At 64.3% G+C, this 24,365-nt stretch carries 27 protein-coding genes; 18 read left to right on the top strand and 9 right to left on the bottom strand.

The features are described from left to right. Window positions 1-96: 96 nt before the first annotated feature. Window positions 97-1,224: a dihydropteroate synthase gene (folP, locus tag LL253_RS03790; RefSeq protein ID WP_228226261.1), complete on the bottom strand. Its 1,128-nt coding sequence runs from the start codon at window positions 1,222-1,224 to the stop codon at window positions 97-99. A 16-nt stretch (window positions 1,225-1,240) separates the two neighbouring features. Further along, a complete protein-coding gene (locus LL253_RS03785) occupies window positions 1,241-2,383 on the bottom strand; it encodes a site-specific DNA-methyltransferase (protein WP_323133404.1) in 1,143 nt (380 codons plus the stop codon). A 292-nt stretch (window positions 2,384-2,675) separates the two neighbouring features. Between LL253_RS03785 and LL253_RS03780 the strand changes: the two genes are divergently transcribed. Then, complete coding sequence (locus LL253_RS03780) at window positions 2,676-3,011, top strand: ArsR/SmtB family transcription factor (protein ID WP_009821310.1); 336 nt, start codon at window positions 2,676-2,678, stop codon at window positions 3,009-3,011. 58 nt (window positions 3,012-3,069) lie between these two features. Here the strand turns inward: LL253_RS03780 and fabG are convergent, their stop codons facing one another. Together fabG and fabD are read right to left on the bottom strand one after the other, a co-directional pair. Further along, a complete protein-coding gene (gene fabG, locus LL253_RS03775; RefSeq protein ID WP_228220407.1) occupies window positions 3,070-3,810 on the bottom strand; it encodes a 3-oxoacyl-[acyl-carrier-protein] reductase in 741 nt (246 codons plus the stop codon). Window positions 3,811-3,883: 73 nt separating this feature from the next. Further along, on the bottom strand, window positions 3,884-4,819 hold the full coding sequence (gene fabD / locus LL253_RS03770) for an ACP S-malonyltransferase (protein ID WP_228226374.1): 936 nt from the start codon (window positions 4,817-4,819) through the stop codon (window positions 3,884-3,886). 181 nt (window positions 4,820-5,000) lie between these two features. On the opposite strand from fabD, the gene LL253_RS03765 reads away from it, so the two are divergent. The 6 genes from LL253_RS03765 to LL253_RS03740 all read left to right on the top strand — a co-directional run bounded on the left by LL253_RS03765 (window position 5,001) and on the right by LL253_RS03740 (window position 10,980). After that, a complete protein-coding gene (locus tag LL253_RS03765; RefSeq protein WP_228226260.1) occupies window positions 5,001-6,452 on the top strand; it encodes an efflux transporter outer membrane subunit in 1,452 nt (483 codons plus the stop codon). Continuing rightward, window positions 6,442-7,983 carry an efflux RND transporter periplasmic adaptor subunit gene (locus tag LL253_RS03760; protein ID WP_228226259.1) on the top strand — a complete coding sequence of 514 codons (1,542 nt, stop codon included), beginning with the start codon at window positions 6,442-6,444 and terminating at the stop codon, window positions 7,981-7,983. Before LL253_RS03765 ends, LL253_RS03760 begins: the two co-directional genes overlap by 11 nt. A 6-nt stretch (window positions 7,984-7,989) precedes the next feature. Next, window positions 7,990-8,691, top strand: coding sequence for an ABC transporter ATP-binding protein (locus LL253_RS03755; protein ID WP_228220410.1), 702 nt, complete (start codon window positions 7,990-7,992; stop codon window positions 8,689-8,691). Beyond that, a complete protein-coding gene (locus LL253_RS03750; RefSeq protein WP_228226258.1) occupies window positions 8,691-9,896 on the top strand; it encodes an ABC transporter permease in 1,206 nt (401 codons plus the stop codon). Before LL253_RS03755 ends, LL253_RS03750 begins: the two co-directional genes overlap by 1 nt. Window positions 9,897-10,065: 169 nt before the next feature. Beyond that, entirely contained in the window at window positions 10,066-10,437 is a 372-nt protein-coding gene (locus tag LL253_RS03745; protein ID WP_228226257.1) for an RcnB family protein, read from the top strand. A 159-nt stretch (window positions 10,438-10,596) separates the two neighbouring features. Then, window positions 10,597-10,980, top strand: coding sequence for a BLUF domain-containing protein (locus tag LL253_RS03740; RefSeq protein ID WP_266100859.1), 384 nt, complete (start codon window positions 10,597-10,599; stop codon window positions 10,978-10,980). On the opposite strand, the gene LL253_RS03735 is transcribed toward LL253_RS03740, so the two are convergent. Then, on the bottom strand, window positions 10,977-12,377 hold the full coding sequence (locus LL253_RS03735; RefSeq protein ID WP_228226255.1) for a GntP family permease: 1,401 nt from the start codon (window positions 12,375-12,377) through the stop codon (window positions 10,977-10,979). The two genes, LL253_RS03740 and LL253_RS03735, sit on opposite strands and share 4 nt — an antisense overlap. 317 nt (window positions 12,378-12,694) lie before the next feature. Here LL253_RS03735 and rpsF point away from each other — a divergent pair, with 317 nt between their 5' ends. The 8 genes from rpsF (at window position 12,695) to LL253_RS03695 (ending at window position 17,583) form a co-directional block, all read left to right on the top strand. Continuing rightward, a complete protein-coding gene (gene rpsF / locus LL253_RS03730) occupies window positions 12,695-13,120 on the top strand; it encodes a 30S ribosomal protein S6 (RefSeq protein WP_009821299.1) in 426 nt (141 codons plus the stop codon). A 13-nt stretch (window positions 13,121-13,133) separates the two neighbouring features. Continuing rightward, entirely contained in the window at window positions 13,134-13,358 is a 225-nt protein-coding gene (gene rpsR / locus LL253_RS03725) for a 30S ribosomal protein S18 (RefSeq protein WP_009821298.1), read from the top strand. A gap of 13 nt (window positions 13,359-13,371) precedes the next feature. Beyond that, on the top strand, window positions 13,372-13,974 hold the full coding sequence (gene rplI / locus LL253_RS03720; RefSeq protein ID WP_009821297.1) for a 50S ribosomal protein L9: 603 nt from the start codon (window positions 13,372-13,374) through the stop codon (window positions 13,972-13,974). A 179-nt stretch (window positions 13,975-14,153) separates the two neighbouring features. Further along, window positions 14,154-14,486: a hypothetical protein gene (locus LL253_RS03715; protein WP_228226254.1), complete on the top strand. Its 333-nt coding sequence runs from the start codon at window positions 14,154-14,156 to the stop codon at window positions 14,484-14,486. Beyond that, window positions 14,483-14,707: a hypothetical protein gene (locus tag LL253_RS03710; RefSeq protein WP_009821295.1), complete on the top strand. Its 225-nt coding sequence runs from the start codon at window positions 14,483-14,485 to the stop codon at window positions 14,705-14,707. The genes LL253_RS03715 and LL253_RS03710 overlap by 4 nt, the downstream gene beginning before the upstream one ends. A gap of 106 nt (window positions 14,708-14,813) precedes the next feature. Further along, window positions 14,814-15,743: a DUF808 domain-containing protein gene (locus tag LL253_RS03705; RefSeq protein ID WP_228226253.1), complete on the top strand. Its 930-nt coding sequence runs from the start codon at window positions 14,814-14,816 to the stop codon at window positions 15,741-15,743. Window positions 15,744-15,798: 55 nt separating this feature from the next. Further along, window positions 15,799-17,172 carry an MATE family efflux transporter gene (locus LL253_RS03700; protein WP_228226252.1) on the top strand — a complete coding sequence of 458 codons (1,374 nt, stop codon included), beginning with the start codon at window positions 15,799-15,801 and terminating at the stop codon, window positions 17,170-17,172. Between the two features lie 90 nt (window positions 17,173-17,262). Beyond that, window positions 17,263-17,583, top strand: a complete 321-nt coding sequence (locus LL253_RS03695) for a WYL domain-containing protein (RefSeq protein ID WP_031297835.1) — start codon at window positions 17,263-17,265, stop codon at window positions 17,581-17,583. Between the two features lie 64 nt (window positions 17,584-17,647). Here the strand turns inward: LL253_RS03695 and LL253_RS03690 are convergent, their stop codons facing one another. From LL253_RS03690 to LL253_RS03675, 4 genes are all read right to left on the bottom strand, one after another. Continuing rightward, window positions 17,648-18,418, bottom strand: a complete 771-nt coding sequence (locus LL253_RS03690; protein ID WP_009821290.1) for an ABC transporter permease — start codon at window positions 18,416-18,418, stop codon at window positions 17,648-17,650. After that, entirely contained in the window at window positions 18,415-19,347 is a 933-nt protein-coding gene (locus LL253_RS03685) for an ABC transporter ATP-binding protein (protein WP_228226251.1), read from the bottom strand. Before LL253_RS03685 ends, LL253_RS03690 begins: the two co-directional genes overlap by 4 nt. Before the next feature lie 60 nt (window positions 19,348-19,407). After that, the gene (locus tag LL253_RS03680) at window positions 19,408-20,037 is read right to left on the bottom strand and encodes a class I SAM-dependent methyltransferase (protein WP_009821288.1); all 630 of its coding nucleotides are present in this window, start codon (window positions 20,035-20,037) and stop codon (window positions 19,408-19,410) included. Between the two features lie 90 nt (window positions 20,038-20,127). Then, on the bottom strand, window positions 20,128-21,021 hold the full coding sequence (locus tag LL253_RS03675; RefSeq protein WP_228226250.1) for a LysR family transcriptional regulator: 894 nt from the start codon (window positions 21,019-21,021) through the stop codon (window positions 20,128-20,130). A gap of 139 nt (window positions 21,022-21,160) precedes the next feature. On the opposite strand from LL253_RS03675, the gene LL253_RS03670 reads away from it, so the two are divergent. From LL253_RS03670 to mmsB, 3 genes are read left to right on the top strand one after another with little or no spacing between them, the layout of a single operon-like run. Then, complete coding sequence (locus LL253_RS03670; RefSeq protein WP_228226249.1) at window positions 21,161-22,306, top strand: acyl-CoA dehydrogenase family protein; 1,146 nt, start codon at window positions 21,161-21,163, stop codon at window positions 22,304-22,306. A 32-nt stretch (window positions 22,307-22,338) separates the two neighbouring features. Beyond that, window positions 22,339-23,424: an enoyl-CoA hydratase/isomerase family protein gene (locus LL253_RS03665; protein ID WP_228226373.1), complete on the top strand. Its 1,086-nt coding sequence runs from the start codon at window positions 22,339-22,341 to the stop codon at window positions 23,422-23,424. A gap of 43 nt (window positions 23,425-23,467) precedes the next feature. Further along, window positions 23,468-24,352, top strand: coding sequence for a 3-hydroxyisobutyrate dehydrogenase (gene mmsB / locus LL253_RS03660; protein ID WP_009821283.1), 885 nt, complete (start codon window positions 23,468-23,470; stop codon window positions 24,350-24,352). The last annotated feature ends 13 nt before the right edge of the window (window positions 24,353-24,365 follow it).

The raw sequence follows: 24,365 nt of genomic DNA, 5'->3' as shown, positions 1-24,365 counted from the left end.
GAAGCCGACATCCGGAAGTGGGGCGCTAATGACGAGTCTGCGCGCCCAAGTCAAGCAAATGCGCGGCTTTGCTGACGGGTAAAATAATACCCGCTGCTAAATAGCGCTCAGGCCCGCGTCGGCCAGGCCGCGCCACAGATGCAGCGCCTGGACGCTTTCCTTCACATCATGGACCCGCACCATCTGCGCGCCCAGTTGCGCGGCGCGGAACGCCAGCGCGACCGATCCGCCAAGGCGATCGGCGGCGGGCGCCTCGTTGGACAGCGCGCCGATCAGCCGCTTGCGGCTGCCCGCGAACAGCAGCGGCACGCCCAGCCCCTGGAATGTCGCAAGGCCGTTCACCAGCGCCAGATTGTCCGACAGGGTCTTGCCGAAGCCCAGCCCCGGATCGACCATGATGCGCTCGCGCGCGATCCCAGCATCGAGGCACGCCTTGATGCGCGCCTCCAGATGATAGAACACATCGGCGACCACATCGCCATAGCCGGCGGGATTATGATGCGGGTCATCGCCGGCCGATGGCGCATGCATCAATATGACCGGGCAACCCGCGCGTGCGACCACCTCCAGGCTGCGCGGATCATGCGCCAGCGCGCTCACATCGTTGACGATGCCGGCCCCGGCGGCGAGCGCGGTTTCCATCACCGCCGCCTTGCGCGTGTCGATCGACACCGGAACGCCCGACGCGGCCAGCCTTTCGATGACCGGTACGACCCGCTTGATCTCGTCGCCTTCCCAGACCTTCGCGGCCTTTGGCCGGGTGGATTCCCCGCCCACGTCGATCAGCGCCGCCCCCGCCGCCGCCATGCCAAAGCCAGCGTCGGCCGCCGCCTGCGGATCGTCCATATGCGCGCCGCCATCGGAAAAACTGTCCGGCGTGATGTTGAGGATCGCCATCACCTGCGGCGCATCGAACCGGATCGTGCGATCGCCCAGGGCAAGCGGCGGACGCGGCGCGGAGATGTTCGCGGCGAGGCACCGCGCCCGCACCGCCAAGGGTTCAGGCAGCGACGCCACCGCTGTATCGAAATCCGCGACGGGGATGGTCTTCCGCGCGATCCGCTGCGCGCCGCTGAACGCGCTCAGCTCATAGCCCTGAAACCAGATCAGCCCATTACCCATGCGGACGGCCGCACCATCGGCCAGTCCGATCGGCGTCGGCACGAACCATATGGGCTTGAGGATGAGGCGCGCGTCGGCGGGGATGGGATGCATGGCAACCATATGGTCTCCGCGCCGATTACGGCTCGTTGGCGAGCAAATAGGTCTGGCGCAGCGCGTCGATGGGCTTCAAGCCGCCCTCCGCCTCATAATGCCAGAAGGTCCAGCCATTGCAGCTCGGCGCTCCTTGAAGCGTGGCGCCCATCTTGTGGATGGAGCCGCTGTCGGTCCCGACCGCCAGCGAACCGTCGGCCCGCACCTGCGCCTGCCAGCGGCGCTTGGCGTCGGTGAGGATCGCGCCGGGCTTCAGATAGCCGGTTTCCACCAGCGTGCCGAACGCGACCTTGGGCTGGCTACGCGCGCTTTGCATGATGGTGAGCGCCGATTCATCAAGCGGCAGCGCATCGGCGATGCGCTCCAGTGCTACTTCGATATAATCCTCTTCGCGCTCAATGCCGATCCAGCGCCGGCCAAGGCGCTTGGCGACCGCGCCGGTGGTGCCGGTGCCAAAAAAGGGATCGAGCACCACGTCGCCCGGCTTGGTGCAGGACAGCAGCACGCGGTAGAGCAGCGATTCGGGTTTTTGCGTCGGATGCGCCTTCGTCCCGTTGCGCTTCAACCGCTCCTGCCCGCCGCAGATCGGCAGCACCCAGTCAGACCGCATCTGCAATTCGTCGTTCAGCGTCTTCATAGCCTTGTAGTTGAACGTATATTTCGCATCCTCGCCCTGGCTCGCCCAGATCAGCGTTTCATGCGCGTTCGTAAAGCGGGTGCCCTTGAAATTGGGCATGGGGTTGGCCTTGCGCCAGATGATGTCGTTGAGGATCCAGAAGCCTTCATCCTGAAGCGCGGAGCCCACGCGAAAGATATTGTGGTAGCTGCCGATCACCCAGATGGTGCCATTGGGCTTCAGGATGCGACGCGCCTCGCGCAGCCACGCCTTGGTGAAGCGGTCATAGGACCCCAGCGTGTCGAACTTGTCCCAGTCATTATCGACCGCATCGACCCGGCTGCCTTCCGGCCGGAACAGGTCGCCGCCCAGTTGAAGATTATAAGGCGGGTCGGCAAAGATCATGTCGATGCACTTGTCGGGCAGCGACGCCATCTGCGCGATGCAGTCGCCACGCAGCAAGGTGTCGACCGGGACCGGCGCCGCCTCGATCGCAACCGGCGCAACCGCCTTTTTTCGTCGCGGCGCCGCGACCCGTTCCATGACACCCATGCTGCTTGCCCCCATATGTTCCTTGAGGACCATGCGATGAGTCCTGCGGAGTCCGGCGTCAAGATCCGCAGCTTAAGCCACGGACTTGGCATATTGGTTAATGATGGGGAGAACGAAGCGGGGACCCACAAGATATTGAGTCGTTCGCGGCCCGCCAGACTCCATATCGGGCGGTGTGACTCAAAAGACTCACCCACAGAATGGACGCGACTTTTTTTGGTTAACGCCGCCAAAGGGCGCCTGATCGCGACCGAGCTTGCATCATTCATAACCCTATGGTTATGGCATTTCCATGACGAAGATATTGCAGGACGATCGCAGCGCTACCATCGACGCGCAGTTCAAGGCCCTGTCCGATGGCACCCGCCGCGCGTTGCTGGAACATCTGGTGCGCGAGGGCGAACAGAGCGTCCACGCGCTGACCGCCATATCGGGCGTATCGCAACCCATGGTGTCGCGCCACATGGCCAAGCTCAAGCGCGCCGAACTCGTGACCGTCCGCCGGGCGGGTCGGGAAACCTTCTATGCCGCGCGCGCCAAGGGCCTTGCCCCTGTGGTGCAGTGGATGGCGGTCTATGGCGCTTTATGGTCGCAGCGCTTTACCGCGCTGGAGGGGATAGAGGCATGATCCTTTTCCAATGATCGGCAGAAGGGGCATCCAATAAGATGCCCCTCCCCCGCCTTGGTCAGATCATCGCCATGCCGCCATTCACGTGCAGCGTCTGCCCCGTGACATAGCCCGCTTCCCTGCTGGCGAGGTAGACGACGGCCGCGCCGATGTCATCCCCACCGCCCAGGTCGCCCGCCGGAATCTTGGCCAGGATCGCGCTCTTTTGCGTGTCATTAAGCGCATCGGTCATGGCTGACCGGATGAAGCCGGGCGCGACGCAATTGACGGTCACGCCACGGCTCGCCAGTTCCTGGCCCAGCGACTTGGACATGCCGATGATGCCCGCCTTGGACGCGCAATAATTGGCCTGCCCCGGATTGCCGGTGACGCCCACGACCGACGTGATGGAAATGATGCGGCCAAAGCGCGCCTTCATCATCGGCTTGGCGGCCGCGCGGCACAGGCGGAAGGCGGCCTCCAGATTGACCTGGATCACCTGGCTCCATTCCTCGTCCTTCATCCGCAGGATCAGATTGTCGCGCGTGATGCCGGCATTGTTGACCAGAATGTCGATCTTGCCGCCCAGCGCCTCGACCGCCTGGGGCACGAGCGCGTCGACGGATGCGGGGTCGGAGAGGTTGCACACGACCGTCTTGTGGTCGCCGCCCAATTCCGCGGCGAAGGCTTTGAGCTTGTCCTCATTGCTGCCGGACAGCGCCAGCGTCGCGCCCTGTGCCGCCAACGCCTTGGCGATCGAAGAACCGATCCCACCTGATGCGCCAGTCACCAGCGCGGTCATGCCTGTCAGGTCGAACATATCCATCTACTCCATTATATTTTGTTCGTGCAAAAGCGCAGAGAACGTCTTCGCGCCTCCGCGCGAACAGGAATCAGAACGCCGCCAGCGCGCCTTCGATGTCGTCCATCGTCACGATGCTGCGCACGGTCGCGTCGGGGGCGATGCGCTTGACCATCGGGCCGAGCACCTTGCCGCCGACCTCCACGAAGTCCGTGACGCCCGCGTCCCACATTGCCGCTACGGATTCACGCCAGCGCACGCGGCCCGTCACCTGCTCGACCAGGCGGGCCTTGATCTCTTCGCCGTCGGCGATCGGCGCGGCCAGCACATTGGCGTAGACCGGCAGCAGCGGCGCGTTGATCGCTGCCTTGCCCAGCGCCGTCTCCATTGCCTCGGCGGCCGGCTGCATCAACGGGCAGTGGAAAGGCGCCGACACAGGCAGCAGCACGCCGCGCTTGATGCCATGGTCCTTCACCATCGCCACCGCACGCTCGATCGCGCCGCGATGGCCGGAAATCACCACCTGCGTGGGATCATTGTCATTCGCGACGGTGCACACCTCGCCCTGCGCGGCCGCGTCCGCCAGCGCCTGCGCCTTGTCGATATCCGCGCCCAGCAGCGCGGCCATCGCGCCCTCTCCCACCGGCACGGCGGCCTGCATCGCCTGGCCCCGCAATTTCAGCAAGCGCGCCGTGGTGCCGATATCGAACGCCTCGGCCGCGCACAGCGCGCTATATTCGCCCAGGCTGTGCCCGGCGACATAATCGCCCTTGTCGGCCAGAGAAAAGCCGCCTTCCTTCTGCATGACACGCAGCGTGGCGATGGCGTTGGCCATGATCGCGGGCTGGGCATTTTCCGTGAGGGTCAAATCGCTGTCCGGTCCCTCCACCATGATACGGAACAGATGCTGCGACAGGGCCTCGTCCACCTCCTGAAACAGCTCCTTCGCCGCGCCGCTGGCATCCGCCAACGCCTTGCCCATGCCGACCGACTGGCTGCCCTGTCCCGGAAATAGAAATGCCCGCATCATTCACCTCGAAGCCCGAAGCGCTCGCAAAAGCGCCGTTTCTCACTGCCGTTACACTTTGAGACATAAATGTCGTTGAGCCATACACACCCCTGCGGCAGTCAGGACATATATGGTCGCCGATCCCTCAAAGGATCGGCATGAAGCGGCCCCTTTAACGACGACGGAGTGCAAGGAAAAGGTGCGATATCGCCTAGCATGGATCAGCGGGACGGCGCTGACGCTGTCCGCCTGCGCCGCCGGCCCGGATTATCGCGCGCCGCAGACGGGCGCGCTGGGCGTGCCGGCCGCCTATAGCGCGGGCGATGGCGCGGCGCTCAGTGAAGCGGAGCTTGGCCAGTGGTGGACGCGCCTCAACGACCCGACGTTGAGCGCGCTCATCGACCAGGCGGTGGCCAATAATCTGGACGTCGTGCAAGCGCAGGCGCGGCTGCGGCAAGCGCGCGAAAGCCTGATCCAGTCCAATGCCAGTCTGCTGCCGCAATTGAGCGGTTCCGCGACGGGCGGGCGCAATTACAGCAGCCAGGATGCCGGCGGCCGTCTGGACGCCAATGGCAATCCGATTGGCGGCGGCGGCGGCAACTGGTCGAGCAGCTATTCGGCCCGCACCAACGCCAGCTGGCAACTCGACCTGTTCGGCGAATTGCGGCGCGGGCGCGAAGCGGCGCGCGCTGATCTGGAAGCGTCGGGCTTTGACCTCGCCACCGTGCGCATGACGGTCATATCCGAACTGGTGAACAATTATGTTCAGGCGCGGTTGGCGCAGGCGCAGCTCAAGGTAGCGCGCGAAACCCAGGCGGTGCAGCGCGACAATTATCAGATCGCCAGCTGGCGGTTGCAGGCGGGCCTCGTCTCCTCACTCGACGAACAGCAGGCCCGCGCGCAGCTGGCGCAGACCAACGCCACCATCCCGCAGCTGGAGGCGAGCCTCAAAGGCAGCCTCAACCGCATCGCGGTGCTAACAGGACAAGCGCCGGGCAGCGCGACGCGGACGCTGGAAACGCCCGCCCCCATCCCGCAGCCGCCGACGGACATCGCGACCGGGATTCCGGCCGATACGCTGCGCCAGCGCCCGGACGTGCGTAGCGCCGAACGCGCGCTTGCCGCTGCAACCGCCCGGATCGGCGTAGCACAGGCGCAGCTTTATCCCTCGCTCGGCATCAGCGGCAATATCGGCACTACGTCGAACGCGTTCAGCCAGCTGTTCGAGCTCATCACCGGCGGCGTGTTCGCTAATGTCGCGCAGACCATTTTCGATGGCGGGCGGCTGGCATCGCAGGTGCGCGCGCAAAAGGCCGCGACCGATGCCGCCTTCGCCGCCTACAAGCAAAATGTGCTGAGCGCGCTGGAGGATGTCGAAAACGCGATGGCCTCTCTCACCAGCGCCCGCGCGCGCAAGGCGGAATTCGCCATCGCCTATGATGCGTCGAACAACGCCGCGATCCTGGCGCGCAGCCAGTATCAGGCTGGTCTGATCGACTTCCAGACATTGTCAAACAGCGAAAATACGCTTTTGAACGCCCGCAACAGCCTGGCTTCTGCGCAAGCCGACGAAGCCCTTGCCATCGCCCAGCTCTATAATGCGCTGGGCGGCGGCTGGCAGAGCATGGACGACCGCCCCGATGAGCAATGACATGACCACCGATCAGGACCTCAATGACTTCCTTGGCGCCAAGCCGGAAAAACCGTGGCGCAAATGGGTGATCCGCGGCGGCATCGGCATCGCGTTGCTGATCGCCATCCTGCTGATCGCCCGCTGTTTTGGTGGCGACGACAAGCCCAATTATGCGACCCGCGCTGTGCGGCAGGGAGACCTGACGGTCACGGTGTCAGCGACCGGCAATTTGAAACCCATCAACCAGGTGGATGTCGGCTCCGAACAATCGGGCAAGATCACGCAAGTCTATGTCGACGTGAATGACCGGGTGACGCGCGGGCAGAAGCTGGCCGAACTCGACACGCGGCGGCTGGTCGACACGGTGAACCAGAACCGCGCCCAGGTCGCCTCCTCGCAGGCCAGCGTCGCGCAGGCGCAGGCGCAGGTCGCACTGGCCAAGGCGACGCTCGACCGGCAGGAAAATGTGTTCAAGCTGTCAGGCGGCCGGGTTCCCGCGAAAACGGAGCTGGACGCCGCGCGCGCCGATTATCAGAGCGCGATCGCCAATCTGCGATCGGCCCGGGCGCAGGTCACAGCGTCGCAGGCCCAGTTGTCGAGCGCCCAGACCAATTTGTCGATCGCGCAGATCGTGTCGCCCGTCACCGGCGTCGTGCTGTCGCGCGATATCGAGCCGGGGCAGACGGTCGCCGCGTCCCTGAATGCGCCGGTGCTCTTCACCATCGCAGAGGACCTGACGCAGATGGAGGTCGAGGTCGCGGTGGACGAGGCCGATGTCGGCCAGGTGAAGGAAGGCCAGTCCGCAACCTTCGCCGTCGACGCCTTTCCCGGCCGCAGCTTCCCGGCCAAGGTCACGCGCGTGAATGTCGGGTCGAATGCGTCGAGCAGTTCCAGTTCCTCCTCCACTTCCAGCAGTTCCAGCACCACCACCGGCACCGTGGTCGCCTACACGGCCGTGCTGTCCGTAAACAATCAGGACGAAATTCTGCGCCCCGGCATGACGGCGACGGCGGACATCGTGACGCAGGAATTGCATGACGTGCTGCTGGTTCCCAACAGCGCCTTGCGCTTCAAGCCCAGCAGCGGCGCATCGGATGGCGGCGGCATCACCAGCGTGCTGCCCGGCCCGCGCCGTTTCCGCCGCGGCGGCAATCGCCAGGTCAATTTCGGCGCGGGCAGCAGCCAGACCGTTTATGTGCTGGGTGAAGACGGCAATCCCAAGCCGGTTCAAGTGGTCGTCGGCGCCAGTGACGGATCGCGCACCGTCATCACCGGAGGCGACCTCAAATCCGGCATGAAGGTCATCACAGGGCAACTCGCGGCGGGCCAGGAAGCGCCGGCCGAGGACCAGAAGGCCGACGCGGGCAACGCCCAGGACAAGGCGACAGGCCAAAGGCCGCGTAATCCATCGACCGATGGCAGCCCGGCGAGCATGGGCAAGCTGGGCAATTCAGGCGACGCCGCGCCCGAAACCGCGCCGGTCGCGCCCGCGCAGGGCCAGAGCGAACCAACGGAGACGCGCGGCACCGGACGGCAGAGCGGAACCTGACCGCTGATGACCGACAAACCCATCATCTCGCTGCGCGGCGTCACCAAGATTTATGGCGAAGGGGCGACCGCCTTTCAGGCGCTCAAGGGCATCGACCTCGACATCGCGCAGGGGGATTTCGTCGCCGTCATGGGGCCGTCGGGTTCCGGCAAGTCCACCACGATGAACATATTGGGGTGCCTCGACGTGCCATCGGGGGGCGCCTTCCTGTTCAAGGGGCGCCATGTCGAAACACTCGACCGCGACCAGCGTGCGCTCCTGCGCCGCCGCTATCTCGGCTTCGTGTTTCAGGGCTTCAACCTGCTGTCGCGCACGACCGCGCTGGAAAATGTGGAACTGCCCCTCCTCTATCGCGGCGAGGACAAGAAGACCCGCTACGACATGGGCATGGCGGCGCTCGACAAGGTGGGCCTCAAGCCCTGGTGGGACCATACGCCCGCCGAACTGTCTGGCGGTCAGCAGCAGCGCGTCGCCATCGCCCGCGCCATTGTGACGCAGCCCGATGTGCTGCTGGCGGACGAGCCCACCGGAAACCTCGATTCCGAACGGTCGATCGAGATCATGGAATTACTGACCGACCTCAACCGCAATAGCGGCATCACCGTGCTGATGGTCACGCATGAGCCGGACATGGCGGCCTTTGCCCGCACCATCGTCCATTTCAAGGACGGGCTGGTCGAACGGGTGGACGCAGGAGCAGGCGCATAATGCTGGGCACCACCATCATCCTCGCCTTCCGCGCGATCAACCGGCACAAGCTGCGCAGCTTCCTGACCACGCTTGGCATCATCATCGGCGTGGCGGCCGTCGTGACCATGGTCACATTGGGCAATGGCGCGACGGCGGCGGTGCGCGAACAGATCAGCTCGCTGGGCGCCAATGTGCTGCAATTGCGCCCCGGCCAAGGCTTTGGTCGTGGCGGCGGCGGGCCGCGTCCGCCCGACTTCAAGGAAGCAGACCTGACCGCGATCCAGAACCAGCTGACCGGCGTGCGCGCGGTCGCCCCACTGGTCCAGTCGAGCGGCACCGCCATCTATGAAGGCAATAACTGGTCGACCACCGTCTATGGCACCACATCGGCCTATTCCGAAGTCCAGCAATGGAAAGTCGCCGACGGACGGCTGTTCATGCCCGAAGAGGAAGAGGCCGGAAAGCCGGTCTGCGTCATCGGCAATACCGTGCGCACCAACCTGTTCCAGAATAATGACCCGCTGGGCAAGCGCATGCGCATCAAGGGCGTGTCCTGCCAGGTGATCGGCGTCCTGTCGACACGCGGCCAAGGCGGCTTTGGTGATCAGGACGATGTCGTCGTCATGCCGATCCGCTTCGTGCAGCGGCGCTTCACCGGCGACCGCGACGTCAGCCAGATCATGGTGGCGGTCGATGATGCCTATGACACATCGACCGTCCAGACCAGCCTGGAGGAATTGATGCGCGAACGGCGCAAGATCAAACCGGGCACCGAAGATAATTTCAACGTCTTCGACACCAAGCAGATCAGCGACACGCTGACTGGCACCACTACCATCCTGACCCAGATCGTCGGTGCGGTGGCGGCCATCTCCCTGCTGGTCGGGGGCATCGGCATCATGAACATCATGCTGGTGTCGGTGACGGAACGCACGCGGGAAATCGGCATCCGCCTGGCCATCGGCGCGGTCGCGCGCGAAGTGCTGATGCAGTTTCTGGTCGAAGCCATCGTGCTGTCGTGCCTCGGCGGCCTGATCGGGCTTTTGCTGGCGCTGATCGCGTCGCTCGCCATCGCGCCACTGATGCAGGTGCCATTCCTCTTCGACGTGAAGGTGAATCTTATCGCCTTCCTCTTTTCGGCCGCGATCGGGGTTGTGTTCGGCTATTTCCCGGCACGCCGCGCCGCCGCTCTCAATCCCATCGACGCGCTGCGCCACGAGTAGGCGCAGCGCCGTCAATAACCGCCGATGAACCGATATTCAGGTTTAAATTCAGCTTGTTGCATTTTCAGACAAAGTTGCGCACCCGACGACACATCCGCGCGACAACCGCCTCCTAAATCTGTTTTCGACGCCGGAACGCGGCGCCCGATCACAGGCAAAGGAGCAGACTATGTTCAAGAAGATCATCATGACCCTGGCCACCACCACGCTGGTCGCCAGCCCCGTCGTCACCGCTCAGGCGCAGGCGGCGCCGCACCGGCAGGAAGTGACCCGCACCGTCGTCAAGCACAGGCCGCACGGCCGCACGGTCGTGAAGCAGAAGACCACAGTCCGCAAGGCAACGCCCGCCCGCCGCTGGGCGAAGGGTCAGCGTTTCGACCGCCGCTATGCCACCCATTATCGCGTCGTGAACAACTATCGCGATTATCGGTTGAGCGCTCCGCCGCGCGGGTATCAGTGGGTGCGCTCGGGCAATGACGCCGTCCTGATCGCCATCACCAGCGGCATCATCGGCGCGGTGGTGGGCAGCGTTATTCGTTAACCCCTACATTATCCTCATCCTTTTGAAAGCCCGGAGGCCCCAGCCTCCGGGCTTTTTGCTGATCGAAGTCAAATACTGATCTTTAAGGGTTTTCCGCTTAATTGCGGGCCGGTCGGGGGGCCATTTTCACGAGATTGGGTCATGTCCTTGCATCAGATCATGTATATCAGCAGCGCGACCGGGCCGGTTTCGGCCACGCAATGCGCCGCCATCGCCAAGGATGCGGAGGATCGCAATCGCGTCGATGGCGTCACCGGCCTGCTCTTGTTCAACAGCAAACGCTTCCTCCAGGTCCTGGAAGGTCCCAAGGATGCCGTCGAGCGCATCTACCAGCGCATCACGCGCGATGGCCGGCACAATGCGATCGTCAAATTGCGCGACGCGTCGATCGACGCGCGCGAATTTGGCGAATGGGGCATGGCCTATGATGATCCTTTTCAGCCCGCCTCGGCCCTAAAGGACAAGGTAGCAAAGCTGCTGGACCATGCCGGGCCGTCGACCCGGGCGCATTTCATCGGATCGGCCGAAATGCACCGGGGCTAGACCAGCCCGGTCAGATAATAGACGGCGATGACGACAAAGACCGTCATCGTCTTGATCACCGTCAACGCGAAAATATCCTTATAGGCCTGACGATGGGTCAGGCCGGTGACGGCCAGCAACGTGATGACCGCGCCATTGTGCGGCAAACTGTCCATCCCGCCCGACGCCATGGAGGCGACGCGATGCAGCACTTCGCGCGGGATGCCGGCCGCGTCGCCCGCTGCCGCGAACTGGTCGGCCATCGCCGCCAGCGCGATCGACAGGCCGCCGGACGCCGACCCGGTGATGCCGGCAAGCGACGTCACGGTGATGGCTTCATTGACCAACGGGTTGGGGATCGCACGCAGTGCTTCCTTGACCATCAGGAAGCCCGGCAGCGCGGCGATAACAGCGCCGAACCCATATTCCACCGCCGTGTTCATGCCCGCCAGCAGCGCGCCGCCGACGGCAGCCTTGGATCCGCCGGCAAAGCGTTGCGCGACGGGGCGAAAGGCGAAGAGCAGAATCGTGCCGATCCCCAGCAAAAGCGCCCCTTCGACAGCCCATAGCGCCGCCATCTGCGCGACCTGAACCGACACCGGATCGGCCATGCCGGGAAGCGCCAACGTCACCGCCTTGCCCCCTGCCCAGCGCGGGATCGCCATGGTGAGCAGCAAATTGCCGACACCCACGACCAGCAGCGGCAGCAGCGCGATCAGCGGGTGAATGGTCGCGCCCGCGTCCTGCTGGTCGGGTTCATTGACGAGATGGCTGGGCGCGCCATAGCCCTCCCCCACCGCCATCAGGCTGCGCCGCCGCCAGCCCAGATAGGCAAGGCCCGCCGTGATGATGCAGGCTGATCCGATCAGCCCCAGGATCGGCGCGGCCCAGGCCGTCGTGCCGAAAAAGCTGGCGGGAATGATGTTCTGGATCTGCGGCGTGCCCGGCAACGCATCCATGGTGAAGGTCAACGCCCCCAGGCCGATCGTGGCGGGGATCAGGCGCTTGGGAATATCGGCCCGGCGAAACATTTCGGCTGCGAAAGGATAGACCGCGAACACTGCAACGAACACCGAAACGCCGCCATAGGTCAGCAGGGCGGTGACGATCATGATCGCCGGAATGGCGCGCCCTGCCCCGATGAATCCGATCACCGCCGTCACAATCGCGCGGGAAAAGCCGGAAATTTCCACCAGCTTGCCGAACAGCGCGCCGAGCAGGAAGACGGGAAAATAGAGCTTCAGGAAACTCGCCGCCTTTTCCATGAACAGGCCCGAAAAGGCCGCCGGCACAGCGGCCGGGTCCGTCAGCAGCACCGCCAGCATGGCGAGTAACGGCGCCATGACGATGACGCTCATGCCGCGATAGGCCGCAATCATCAGCAGGATGAGGGACAGGGCGGCGATCGCGATTGGCATGGATTTTCTGCTCCCCTCCCGTTCGCCCTGAATAGGGGCCGAGCGTATCGAAGACCCGTATCGCCGGGTCGCACGCCAATCTATCCCTCGATACGCCATTTCCACAAGCGCGCTCGCTATTCGGAACGAACGGCTTCTGGCAGGATCATGCTGCACAAACGCGCCTTGCCTTTCCCCGGCCTTTGCGTCATAGGCGCCGCTTCCAACAGGACCGGGGTGACTCGGCCCTGCGGGAGTGAATGCAGTTGAGACGACAGCCGGAGGGGCGTTCCACATGGGGTGGGCGTCAGCGATCGGCCAACAGATGAGGCAATGACATGGCTCTTTATGAGCACGTCTTCCTTGCGCGCCAGGATCTGGCACAGGCGCAGGTCGACGCTTTGGCGGAAACCGCCACCAAGATCGTCGAGGACATGGACGGCAAGGTTACCAAGGTTGAAACCTGGGGCCTGCGCAGCCTGGCCTACAAGATCGCCAAGAATCGCAAGGCGCATTATGTGATGCTGAACATCGACGCCCCTGCCGGCGTCGTCGCGGAACTGGAGCGCCAGACCCAGATCAACGAAGACATCATCCGCTACATGACCGTCAAGGTGGACGAGCTGGAAACCGGCCCGTCGGTGATGATGCGCAAGCAGGAACGCTCGGATCGTGGCGACCGCGGGTCGCGCGGCGACCGTGGCGGCCGTGATGGCGATCGTGGCCCGCGCCGCGAGCGCGAAGACGCGAACGCTGGCGAATAAGGAGATCTAGATCATGGCACGCCCGTTTTTCCGCCGCCGCAAGAGCTGCCCCTTCGCCGCCAAGGATGCGCCGAAGATCGATTATAAGGACGTCCGTCTGCTTCAGGGCTTCGTGTCCGAGCGCGGCAAGATCGTCCCCAGCCGCATCACCGCCGTTTCGGCCAAGAAGCAGCGCGAGCTGGCTTCGGCCATCAAGCGCGCCCGTCATCTGGGCCTGCTGCCCTACATCGTGAAGTAAGGGAGAAAGACCCATGGAAATCATTCTCCTCGAACGCATCGAGAAGCTGGGCGCGATCGGCGACGTCGTAACCGTCAAGGACGGTTATGCGCGTAACTTCCTGCTGCCCAACAAGAAGGCCCTGCGCTCCAACAACGCCAACAAGGCGGTGTTCGAAGCCAACCGCGCCCGCATCGAAGCCGAAAACGCCGCCCGTCGTGGCGACGCTGAAAAGGCGGCCGAAGGTGTCAACGGCAAGCAGATCGTGCTCATCCGCCAGTCGTCCAACTCCGGCCAGCTTTATGGGTCGGTCGCGGTCCGCGACGTGGTGGACGCGCTGCACGCCGACGGCGTCACCAATGTGACCAAGGCAATGGTCGTGCTGGAACGCCCGATCAAGACGCTGGGCGTGTTCGACGTTAAGGTCGCGCTGCACCCCGAAGTCGCCGTGACGGTCACCGTCAACGTCGCGCGGTCGCCTGAAGAGGCCGAACTGCAGGCGCAGGGTGTCGACGTGATGGCCGAAATGTTCGAAAAGGACGAGGCCGGCTTCACCGAAGACTATGATCCCAATGCGGAGCCCGGCGAAATCGCCGCGGACACCGAAGAAGAAACCCCGGCCGAAGACGAAGCCTGAGTTTCCTTGCAGGATCCAAACGAAAGAGCCGCCCGGCGACGGGCGGCTTTTTTGTTGTCCGGTCCTGACGCGATCCGCAAAAAGCAAGACAGGTTAGACGCCATGCCTTTCCGCCGACATTAAGTCGCGCAGGCGAAACGAAATCCGGAACGGCCCATGCGGCCGGGCGTTCGACAGCCATGGAAAACCGTTCCCTTATCGAAAGACTGGCGCGTCACCTGGCGGCGGATCAGCCCGACCATTGGCCCGCTCGCGTGGAGGACGCCGCGAGCATCCTGGCTATCCTCAAGGAACCCGACGCCGCCATGCGCGAAGCGGGCGATGCATCCGCCTGGGGCGCGATGATCGAGGCCGCGCTGCGCGACCGCTGGTCGCTGGCACAGACGGCGCCGGAAACCGAGCCGCCATTGGGGACCGACGAAGAAGGGGACATGCAACTGACGCCCGATGCGGTCAGCCATGACCGCGCGGACTGGGTTCATCTTCATAAAAAGCAGGAGACACCATCATGAAGGGGCTTTTGAAGCTGGGGATCGTCACGGGCCTGGGCTATTTCGCGGTCAAGGGATGGCGCGACTGGATGGGCGGCGGAGAGGCCGATGATCGCGGCCCGGTCGGATCATCCGGCGTCGTGCGCGACGCTGGACCGCAAGGCGGCGAGCCAAGCTGGGACAAGGTCGATGAACAGGCGGACGAAAGCTTTCCCGCCAGCGATCCGCCGGGCAATTTCTGACTCGGGGTTTCGACGCATGAGGCCCATTGCTCCCCTGATCAGCGCCCGGTAAGGGAGCGACCGGACAGGCGGTGCCTTTGCCGCCTGCAACAGGGGATTTTCCATCATGCCTTCGGGTTTGATTGCGCTGCTCGATGATGTGGCGGGCATCGCCAAGCTGGCCGCCACCTCGCTCGACGACGTCGCCGGCGCGGCAGGCCGGGCAGGTTCCAAGGCGGCGGGCGTCGTCATTGACGACACGGCCGTCACCCCCAATTATGTCATGGGCCTCAGTCCCGAGCGCGAATTGCCGATCATCTGGCAGATCGCCAAGGGGTCGCTCCGCAACAAATTGCTCTTCCTGCTGCCGGCTGCGCTGCTGCTGTCGGCCTTTGCGCCCTGGCTGCTGCCGCCGCTGCTGATGGCGGGCGGCGCTTTCCTCTGCTTCGAAGCCGTCGAAAAGCTGATCGAGGCGATGGGCAAGGGCCATGACGTCGCGCAAGAGGCGATTCAGACGCACAATTCCGCCGAACTGGAACAGCAGAAGGTGTCCAGCGCCATCCGCACCGATTTCATCCTGTCAGGTGAGATCATGGCCATCTCACTCGGCACGGTGGCGAGCGAGCCGATCTGGGAACAGGCTGTTGTCCTTGTCGTCGTCGCCTTGCTGATCACGGCTGGCGTTTATGGCGTGGTCGGGCTTATCGTGAAGATGGACGATATCGGCCTCCACCTGGCGCAGCGGTCATCAGCCGCCACGCAGGCGCTGGGTCGGGGCCTCGTCAAGGCGATGCCCGTACTGATGTCGGTGCTGAGCGTCGTTGGCACCGCCGCGATGCTGTGGGTCGGCGGCGGCCTCATCGTCCATGGCCTGCACGAATTCCACCTGGATCTGGTGCCTGGCGCCATCCATCATCTGGCGGCCTCAGCGGCGCAGGCCCTGCCCGCGATCGGCGCAGCGGCCGACTGGATCGTCAACGTCATTGGCGGTGCGATCGTCGGGCTGGTGGTGGGCGGCCTCATCGTCGCTGTGCTGCACCTGTTCAAAAAGCATTAAAGCCACAATTTTCGGAGCGTGAGCGAAGATGCGCGCCTCTTCGCCAAAATTTGTCATGACATCCACCCATCCTTGGCGCACCGAAGCGCGTGCGCTCATCCTGCTGGCGTTGCCGATGATCGCGGGCAACATCGCCTGGTCCGCCATTGCCGCCAGCGACCTGCTGCTGCTCGGCCGGCGGGGCGCGGAAAGCGTGGCGGCGGGCGCGCTCGCCATCAACCTGTTCCATGCCCTGCTGATCTTCGGCATGGGCCTTGTCACGGCCGCCTCGCCCCTGATCGCCAGCGAGCGTGGCCGCCGCCGCCATAGCGTGCGCGACGTGCGCCGCACCGTGCACCAGACGCTGCGCGCCGCCCTGTTCTTCGTGATCCCGTCCTGGGTCATCCTCTGGTATTGCGAAGCCATATTGCTGGCGCTGGGGCAGCAGCCCGATCTCGCGCGCGGCGCAGGCGAATTGATGCGCGGGCTGCAATGGGCGCTGCTCCCCTTCCTGGGCTTCACGACGCTGCGCAACTTCATCGCCGCGCTGGAACGGCCGGTCTGGGGCCTCGTCATCATGCTGGCGGCGATCCCGCTCAACGTCGCGGCAGGCTGGGCGCTGATCTTCGGCCATCTGGGGTTGCCCGCGCTTGGCCTGTTTGGAGCCGGGCTGGCCAGTACCCTGTCGTCCAGCTTCCTGTTCTTCGGGCTGCTGGCCGTGATCCTGATCGACCGGCGTTTCCGGCGCTATCGGCTGATCGGCCGTTTCTGGTCCGCCGATCGGGAGCGGCATCGTCAGGTGTGGGCGCTGGGCCTGCCCATCGCCATCACGCTGGGCTTTGAAACTAGCGTCTTCAATGCCTCGGCCTTCCTGATGGGACTGATCGGCCGGGATTCGCTGGCCGCCCATGCGGTCGCGATCCAGATCGCCGCGCTTGTCTTCATGGTGCCGATGGGCATTGGTCAGGCCGCGACCGTGCGGGTGGGCATCGCCTATGGACGCGGCGACCGCGCCGGCGTCGGGCGCTCGGGCTGGCTGGCGCTGGGCATCGGCACCGGCTTTGCCTTTTGCGCGGCGGCTCTGCTTATCCTGATACCGCGCACCCTGGTCTCCGCCTTTCTCGATCTGGCGGATCCGGCCAATGCGCGCACGGTCAGTCTGGCCGTCAGCTTCCTGGCCGTCGCCGCCCTGTTTCAGCTGGCCGACGCCGCGCAGGCGGTGGGCGCGGGCGTCTTGCGTGGCGTCCAGGACACGCGCGTGCCAATGGTCTTTGCGCTGATCGGGTACTGGGTGGTGGGGATCGGCGTCGGGACGCTGCTTGCTTTCCCGTTCGGGCTGCAGGGCGTCGGCATCTGGCTTGGCCTGGCAAGCGGGCTTGGCGCCGCAGCGGTGTTGCTGGTCGCGCGCTGGACGCTGCGCGAGCGGCTCCACCTGTTGCCCCACCAGTAAACCATTCGCCGCAACGATTGCACGGAAGGAAATGGTGCGGCGCACAAAGCAATTGAAAGAATCGCCAAAATCCGTCAGGGAATGCTCATCATGCAAGCCCCGACCGAGATTTTTGAAGCGATCGCGCTCCAGAAGTGCCTGAAGGTGACCTATAACAAGATGGTCGTCACCCTCGCCCCGCACATCCTTTATACCCGTCATGACGAGATGTATATCGACGCCGTGACGACCGATCGCGACGGCCGCCCGCCGCGCGAGCTGAAGCTTGGCACGTTCAAGCTGGCGGGCCTGTCCGACATTCAGGTGCTCGATGAGACGTTTGAGGCGATGTATGGCCTCTATAATGATGGCGATGACAAATATAAGGGCGTGACCCTGTTCGCCGTCGCCCCCGAAAGCGCCGCCGCCTGATCCAGCCCCTTTTGACGGGGGGAGGGAGCGCCTTTTCGCTCCCCCCTGCCCGTCTTGCACGCCCCTATTTCTTCAGCCGATAGCCCGACCGGAACATCCAGCCGATGATGCCAAGGCACAGCGCCAGCATCCCCGCGACGAAGATCAGGCTGAATTCGATGCCCACATCACCCTTGCCGAAGAAGGTCCAGCGAAAGCCCGAGATCAGATAGACGATCGGGTTGAACAGCGTGATCGTGCGCCATGGCTCTGCCAGCATGTGGACCGAATAGAAAGCGCCGCCCAGGAACGTCATCGGCATGATCAGCAGCAGCGGGATGACCTGCAACTGCTCGAAACTCTGCGCCCATATGCCCAGGATGAAGCCAAACAGGCAGAAACTGACCGCGATCAGCACCATGAAGGCGACCATCGCCAGCGGATGCATGACCTGAATATCCACAAACAGATGCGCCGTCAGGAATATGATCGCGCCCACGATCAGCGACTTGGTCGCCGCAGCGCCAACATAGGCGATGATCGTTTCGGCGGCGGATACCGGCGCGGACAGGAGTTCATAGATGGTGCCGGTGAATTTGGGCATGTAAATGCCGAAGCTGGCGTTGAAGATGCTTTCGGTGAACATCGACATCATGATGAGACCGGGCACGATGAAGGCGGCATAGGGAATGCCGTCAATTTCATTCATGCGCGAGCCGATCGCCCCGCCGAACACCACGAAATAGAGCGACGTGGTGATGACCGGGACCAGCAGGCCCGTCAGCAGCGTGCGCCGGAACCTGTGCAGCTCAAACTTGTAGATGGCGGCGATGGCGCGCAGATTCTGAATGCTCATGCGGCCTTCTCCTGATGAACCAGGCTGACGAAGATATCCTCCAGGCTGCTCTGGCGCGTGTTGAGGTCCTTGTAGCCCAGGCCCAGGTCGCCCAGCCGTCGCAACAGCGACGACACGCCCGTCCGCTCCGCCTGCGCATCGAAAATATATTCGATTTCCTGCCCTTCGGCATGGAGCGAAAGATCCCAGTCCGCCAGTTCCGGCGGCAGCGTCGCGATAGGGTCGATCAGGACGATCGTCAGCGTCTTCTTGCCCAGCTTCTTCATGAGCGCGGTCTTTTCCTCGACCAGCATCAGTTCGCCCCGGTTGATGACGCCCACGCGGTCGGCCATTTCCTCGGCCTCCTCGATATAATGGGTGGTCAGGATGATGGTGACGCCGGTCTGGCGCAGTTCGCCGATCAGCTTCCACATGTCGCGCCGCAGCTCGACATCGACGCCCGCGGTCGGCTCGTCCAGGAACAGGACGCGCGGCTCGTGGCTCAGTGCCTTGGCGATCATCACCCGGCGCTTCATGCCGCCCGACAATTCCAATATCTTGCTGTGCCGCTTGTCCCACAGGGACAGGTCGCGCAGGATTTTTTCGACATAGGCGTCATTGCGCGGCTTGCCGAACAGGCCGCGGCTGAACGTCACGGTGTCGATCACCCGTTCGAACTGATCGGTGCTCAATTCCTGGGGCACCAGTCCGATCGCGCTGCGCGCGCCCCGATAATCGCGCGCGATATCGTGCCCTGCGACCTGCACCTCGCCGCCGGTCGGCCGAGCAATGCCGCAGATAATGGAGATCATCGTCGTCTTGCCCGCGCCATTGGGGCCCAGCAGCGCGAAAATCTCACCCTCTTCGATCGAAAGATCGACGCCCTTTAGCGCCTCAAAGCCCGACGCATAGCGTTTGGTCAGGCCGCGTATGTTGATAATGGATGCCATGAACGGCGGTCCCCCTTTTCGCGTTGCGGCGAAGATAGGGGGCCGATGGCCTTATGCAACCTATTGCCCGCGCCGGAAGAACCGGAAAACGGTCGCCGGCGGGAAGTTGCGCACGGTATGCCCGTCGCGCACCACGTCCAGTCCCAGGGAATCAAGTATGTCGCGGTTGACTGGCGGGCGCATCGAATAGGTGAATTGTATGAAGCTGCCACCTGGCCGCAGCATATGGAAGGCTTCGGACAGGATGTCGGCATGGACATGGCGGTCCATCGCCAGCAGCGGCAGGCCGCTCACCACCAGCTGATAGTCGCCAGGTTCGCCGGCCGTCGCCGTCGATACGATCTGCGCCGGCGTTTCCAGCACCGAAACCGAGGGGAAATGACGCCGCAGCCCGCGCGCGAACGCCGGGTTGATTTCCACCACCTCCAGATGGTTCGCCGGCAGTCCGGTTTCCAGGATGGCGCGCGTGAACACGCCCGTACCGCCGCCCAACTCCAGCACACGACCGCCGGCAGGGTCGATCTGCTCTACCATCAGGCGCGCGAGGAAGCGGCTGGACGGCACGACAGAGGCCGTCTGGCGGGGCTTCTTTACCCACGCGGCCAGAAAATCCAGATATTCGGTGGCGCGCGTGCGCAACTCGCTATTGGGCAAGGCGATTGCCCGGCTGCGCTTGGACCTATGCTGCATAGGCGAAATGCGACCGCTCTCTATCCATCGCGACTCCCTTAGCGGCGTCGTGCGCCCGCGTCGATCAGCTTTCGCGGCTTTGATGGCGGATCATTGGCCCGGGCGCTGCCCGGTAAGCAGGTCAACCCGCTCCTGCAACCACTCGGCGACCGCACCGATCCGCGCCAGGTGGCGCAGGTCGCCATGCATGACGAGCCAGAAGCTGCGGGTGATTTCCACCGCATCCGTCATGATCGCGGTCAAAGCTGGATCGCGCCGGCCGATGAAATCAGGCAGCACCCCGATGCCCGCCCCTTCCGCGATCATCCGCTGCTGCATGTTGATGCTGGTCGCGCGCAACTGCGCCTCCAGCCCCGCTTCCACCTCGTCCAGATAATCCAGTTCAGGCGAAAAGATGAATTCGGGCACGTAGCCGATCAGCACATGATGGCGCAGGTCGGCGGATGTGATGGGATATCCGGCCCTGTCCAGATAGGCGGGCGCGGCATAAAGGTGCAGACGATAGTCGCCCAGCCGCCGCACCGTCAGCCGCCCACGCTGCGGGCGCGCCAACATGACCGCCATGTCGGCCTCGCGATTGGACGGATTGAGGAAACCCGATGCCGTCACCAGGTCCAGCCTTATGCCGGGGTGACGCCGGTTGAACGCTCCCATGCCCGGCGCCAGCACCCAGGTCCCGAATCCTTCCGCGACCGACAGGCGCACCTGCCCGCTCAAGCGATGCTCCTGCCCCTTCACCTCCTCCATGGCTGCCAGCGCGGCACTTTCGGCCCCTTCGGCATGGCGCAGCAGCGTCAGCCCGCTGGTGGTCAGGGCGCGCTCGCCCCTGCCCATTTCGAACAGGTCGGCCCCCAGCGCCTTTTCCAGTCGCGACAGACGGCGCGCGATGGTCGTCGCGTCGATACCAAGCGCGCGGGCGGCAGGGGCGATCTTTCGTGCGCGCGCAACCGCCAGAAACACCCGCAGATCATCCCAGTCGAACATTTTCGCCCCTGCAAATTTGCAGCATATTGATGCACAACTTCCCCATTGCTGGCAAGGATGCGGCATTGCTAGAAGCGAGGAAGACGAAGATCATGGCGCGCAGACCGACATGACGGAACAGGCGCGGAGCTAGGAGAGCATGACCCAATTCGATCTGACCGAAGACCAGCGCGCGATCCAGGACATGGCGCAGCGCTTTACGGCTGACGCCATCACGCCATTCGCCGGCGAATGGGACGAAAAGCACATCTTTCCCCGCGACACGATCAAGTCCGCCGCCGAACTCGGCTTTGGCGGCATCTATGTGTCGGAAGCGTCGGGCGGCATCGGCCTTGGCCGGCTGGAAGCCGCGCTGATCATGGAAGCCATGGCCTATGGCTGCCCGTCAACCAGCGCCTTCATATCGATCCACAACATGGCTGCATGGATGATCGATCGGTTCGGCAGCCAGGCGCTCAAGGACAAATATCTGCCCTCCATGATCCCGATGGACCGCATTGGCAGCTATTGCCTGACCGAAGCGGGATCGGGGTCGGATGCCGCCGCGCTCAAGACGCAGGCCGTGCGCGAAGGCGATCATTATGTCGTCACCGGGTCCAAGCAGTTCATTTCGGGCGGCGGCGAGAATGAAATCTATGTCGTCATGGTGCGGACGGGTGAGGATGGCCCCAAGGGGATCAGCTGCCTCGTCATCGAAAAGGACATGGACGGCATCAGCTTCGGCGCGCAGGAACGCAAGCTTGGCTGGCATTCGCAGCCCACCGCGCAGGTCAATTTCGATGGTGTGCGCGTACCGGTCGACAATCTCGTCGGGGCGGAGGGTGAAGGTTTCCGCATCGCCATGATGGGGCTGGATGGCGGGCGGCTCAATATCGGCGCCTGCTCGCTGGGCGGGGCGCAGCGCTGCATCGACGAGGCCGTGCGCTACACCAAGGAGCGCAAGCAGTTCGGCCAGGCGATCGCCGATTTCCAGAATACGCAATTCATGCTGGCGGACATGCTGACCGAGTTGGAGGCCGCGCGCACCCTGCTCTACGCGGCCGCCGTCAAGGTGACGGAAAATGCGCCCGACAAGACGCGCTTTGCCGCCATGGCCAAACGGCTGGCGACGGACACGGGGTCGTCGGTCGTTGACCGCGCGCTCCAGCTGCATGGCGGCTATGGCTATCTGATGGACTATCCGGTCGAACGCTTCTGGCGCGATTTACGGGTCCATTCGATCCTGGAGGGCACCAACCAGGTCATGCGCATGATCGTCGCGCGCGACATGCTGCGGCAGGGATGATGGCTGCGCCCACCCACCAGCGGGAGATGGACATGACGGACCCAGTGCTAACCTTCATCGAAAATGGCGTCGGCCGCATCCGGCTCAACCGGCCCAGGGCGATCCACGCGCTGACGCCTGAGATGTGCGTCGCCATCATCGACGCGCTGCTCGGCTGGGCGAAGGACGACAGCGTAGTCGCGGTCATGATCGACCATCTGCCCGCGCCCGATGGCGACCCCAAATTGTCGCGCGGCTTCTGCGCCGGGGGCGACATCGCCCTCATCGCCAACAGCGCAAAGACGGATTGCGTGGAGGCCGAACGCTTCTTCAGCATCGAATATCGGATGAACCATCTGCTGTTCGTCTATGAAAAGCCGATCGTCGCCTTCATGGACGGCATCGTCATGGGCGGGGGCGTCGGCCTGTCCCTGCCCGCGCGCTACCGCGTGGCGACCGAACGCACCACCTTCGCCATGCCCGAAACCGGCATCGGCCTGTTCCCTGATGTGGGTGGCGGCTGGTATCTGCCGCGGCTTCCGGGGCGCGTCGGCGCCTGGCTCGCCGCGACCGGGGCGCGGATCGATGGCGCCGATTGCGCCGCTATCGGCATCGCCACCCATTATATGCCGTCCGAAGCATTGGACGCGGTCAAGGCGCGCATCCTGACCAACCCATGGGACCTGACGCTCGTGCTCGACGCCGCCAGCGCCCAGCCGCCCGCGTCAAAGCTCGCCGCGTCGCGCACCGACATCGACCGGATGTTCGCGTCCGACACCGCCGAGGAGATCGTCGCGGCGCTGGAAGCCGACGGGGGCGAATGGGCGCAAAAGCAGCTGTCGACCCTGCGCACCAAATCACCCCAGACGATCAAGGTCGCGCTGCGCCAATTGGTCGAAGGCGCGGCCAAGTCCAGCTTCGCCGACAATATGGCGATGGAATATGGCATCGCCTGCGCCGTCATCCGCCGCCCCGATTTCGTCGAGGGCGTGCGGGCGGTGATCGTCGACAAGGACAATGCGCCGCGCTGGAACCCGGCCACGTTGGAAGAGGTGAGCGAAGCGATGATCGACGCGATCTTCGAACCGCTGCCGGCCGACAAGGGCTGGACGCCCCTGCCCGACTACGCCGACGCCTAACCCCAAGACCATAGAGAGCCATAACCGCAAAGAGGATGCCGACATGACCCAGACGATCGCCTTCATCGGCCTTGGCAATATGGGCGGTGGCATGGCCGCCAACCTGCTGAAAAACGGCTATGCCGTCCGCGCCTTCGACCTGTCGGACGAGGCGCTGGCGAGGGCCGAGGGCCATGGCGCGGTGCGCGCGGCCAGCGCTGCCGACGCCGCAACGGGGGCCGACGCCGTCGTCACCATGCTGCCGGCCGGAACCCATGTCGAGGCGGTCTATACCGGCGAGATATTCGGCGCAGCCACGCCCGGCGCGCTGTTCCTCGACTGCTCCACCATCGACGTCGCCACCGCGCGGCGCGTCAGCGAAGCGGCCGTCGCCGCCGGGTTCGCCATGGTGGACGCGCCGGTTTCGGGCGGCATTGCCGCGGCCAATGGCGGCACGCTCACCTTCATGGTGGGCGGCACGGATGCGGCCTTCGACAGCGCCAGGCCGATCCTGTCCGCCATGGGCAAGGCGGTGATCCACGCGGGCGGCGCAGGCAATGGGCAGGCGGCCAAAATCTGCAACAACATGCTGCTGGGCGCGACCATGGTGGCGACCTGCGAAACCTTTGCCATGGCGCGGAAGCTGGGGCTCGACCCGCAGACCTTCTACGACATCAGCAGCGTGTCGTCGGGTCAGAGCTGGTCAATGACCAGCTATTGCCCAGTGCCAGGCGTCGGCCCGCAAACACCCGCCGACAATGGCTATCAAGGTGGCTTTGCCGTGGGCCTGATGCTGAAAGACCTCAAGCTGGCGAGCGCGGCGGCCGCGTCGGTCGGCGCATCGGTGCCGATGGGCAATGCGGCCGAGGCGCTCTATCAGATGCTCGCGAACCAGGGAGAGGCCGCGCGCGACTTCTCCCTGATGATCGAGATGCTGGAGGGAAAATAGGCGCGAACACGCA

It is taken from the genome of Sphingobium soli (assembly GCF_020782245.1).
Classification (GTDB): domain Bacteria; phylum Pseudomonadota; class Alphaproteobacteria; order Sphingomonadales; family Sphingomonadaceae; genus Sphingobium; species Sphingobium soli.
Note: the sequence above shows the minus strand (reverse complement) of the source record. Positions and strands in the feature narration are given on the sequence as shown.

Coding starts and splice junctions, on each gene's coding strand:
- folP (WP_228226261.1), bottom strand. CDS start 1,224: ATGGTTGCCATGCATCCCATCCCCGCCGACGCGCGCCTCATCCTCAAG.
- LL253_RS03785 (WP_323133404.1), bottom strand. CDS start 2,383: ATGGGTGTCATGGAACGGGTCGCGGCGCCGCGACGAAAAAAGGCGGTT.
- LL253_RS03780 (WP_009821310.1), top strand. CDS start 2,676: ATGACGAAGATATTGCAGGACGATCGCAGCGCTACCATCGACGCGCAG.
- fabG (WP_228220407.1), bottom strand. CDS start 3,810: ATGTTCGACCTGACAGGCATGACCGCGCTGGTGACTGGCGCATCAGGT.
- fabD (WP_228226374.1), bottom strand. CDS start 4,819: ATGCGGGCATTTCTATTTCCGGGACAGGGCAGCCAGTCGGTCGGCATG.
- LL253_RS03760 (WP_228226259.1), top strand. CDS start 6,442: ATGAGCAATGACATGACCACCGATCAGGACCTCAATGACTTCCTTGGC.
- LL253_RS03755 (WP_228220410.1), top strand. CDS start 7,990: ATGACCGACAAACCCATCATCTCGCTGCGCGGCGTCACCAAGATTTAT.
- LL253_RS03750 (WP_228226258.1), top strand. CDS start 8,691: ATGCTGGGCACCACCATCATCCTCGCCTTCCGCGCGATCAACCGGCAC.
- LL253_RS03745 (WP_228226257.1), top strand. CDS start 10,066: ATGTTCAAGAAGATCATCATGACCCTGGCCACCACCACGCTGGTCGCC.
- LL253_RS03740 (WP_266100859.1), top strand. CDS start 10,597: ATGTATATCAGCAGCGCGACCGGGCCGGTTTCGGCCACGCAATGCGCC.
- LL253_RS03735 (WP_228226255.1), bottom strand. CDS start 12,377: ATGCCAATCGCGATCGCCGCCCTGTCCCTCATCCTGCTGATGATTGCG.
- rpsF (WP_009821299.1), top strand. CDS start 12,695: ATGGCTCTTTATGAGCACGTCTTCCTTGCGCGCCAGGATCTGGCACAG.
- rpsR (WP_009821298.1), top strand. CDS start 13,134: ATGGCACGCCCGTTTTTCCGCCGCCGCAAGAGCTGCCCCTTCGCCGCC.
- rplI (WP_009821297.1), top strand. CDS start 13,372: ATGGAAATCATTCTCCTCGAACGCATCGAGAAGCTGGGCGCGATCGGC.
- LL253_RS03715 (WP_228226254.1), top strand. CDS start 14,154: ATGGAAAACCGTTCCCTTATCGAAAGACTGGCGCGTCACCTGGCGGCG.
- LL253_RS03710 (WP_009821295.1), top strand. CDS start 14,483: ATGAAGGGGCTTTTGAAGCTGGGGATCGTCACGGGCCTGGGCTATTTC.
- LL253_RS03705 (WP_228226253.1), top strand. CDS start 14,814: ATGCCTTCGGGTTTGATTGCGCTGCTCGATGATGTGGCGGGCATCGCC.
- LL253_RS03700 (WP_228226252.1), top strand. CDS start 15,799: ATGACATCCACCCATCCTTGGCGCACCGAAGCGCGTGCGCTCATCCTG.
- LL253_RS03695 (WP_031297835.1), top strand. CDS start 17,263: ATGCAAGCCCCGACCGAGATTTTTGAAGCGATCGCGCTCCAGAAGTGC.
- LL253_RS03690 (WP_009821290.1), bottom strand. CDS start 18,418: ATGAGCATTCAGAATCTGCGCGCCATCGCCGCCATCTACAAGTTTGAG.
- LL253_RS03685 (WP_228226251.1), bottom strand. CDS start 19,347: ATGGCATCCATTATCAACATACGCGGCCTGACCAAACGCTATGCGTCG.
- LL253_RS03680 (WP_009821288.1), bottom strand. CDS start 20,037: ATGCAGCATAGGTCCAAGCGCAGCCGGGCAATCGCCTTGCCCAATAGC.
- LL253_RS03675 (WP_228226250.1), bottom strand. CDS start 21,021: ATGTTCGACTGGGATGATCTGCGGGTGTTTCTGGCGGTTGCGCGCGCA.
- LL253_RS03670 (WP_228226249.1), top strand. CDS start 21,161: ATGACCCAATTCGATCTGACCGAAGACCAGCGCGCGATCCAGGACATG.
- LL253_RS03665 (WP_228226373.1), top strand. CDS start 22,339: ATGACGGACCCAGTGCTAACCTTCATCGAAAATGGCGTCGGCCGCATC.
- mmsB (WP_009821283.1), top strand. CDS start 23,468: ATGACCCAGACGATCGCCTTCATCGGCCTTGGCAATATGGGCGGTGGC.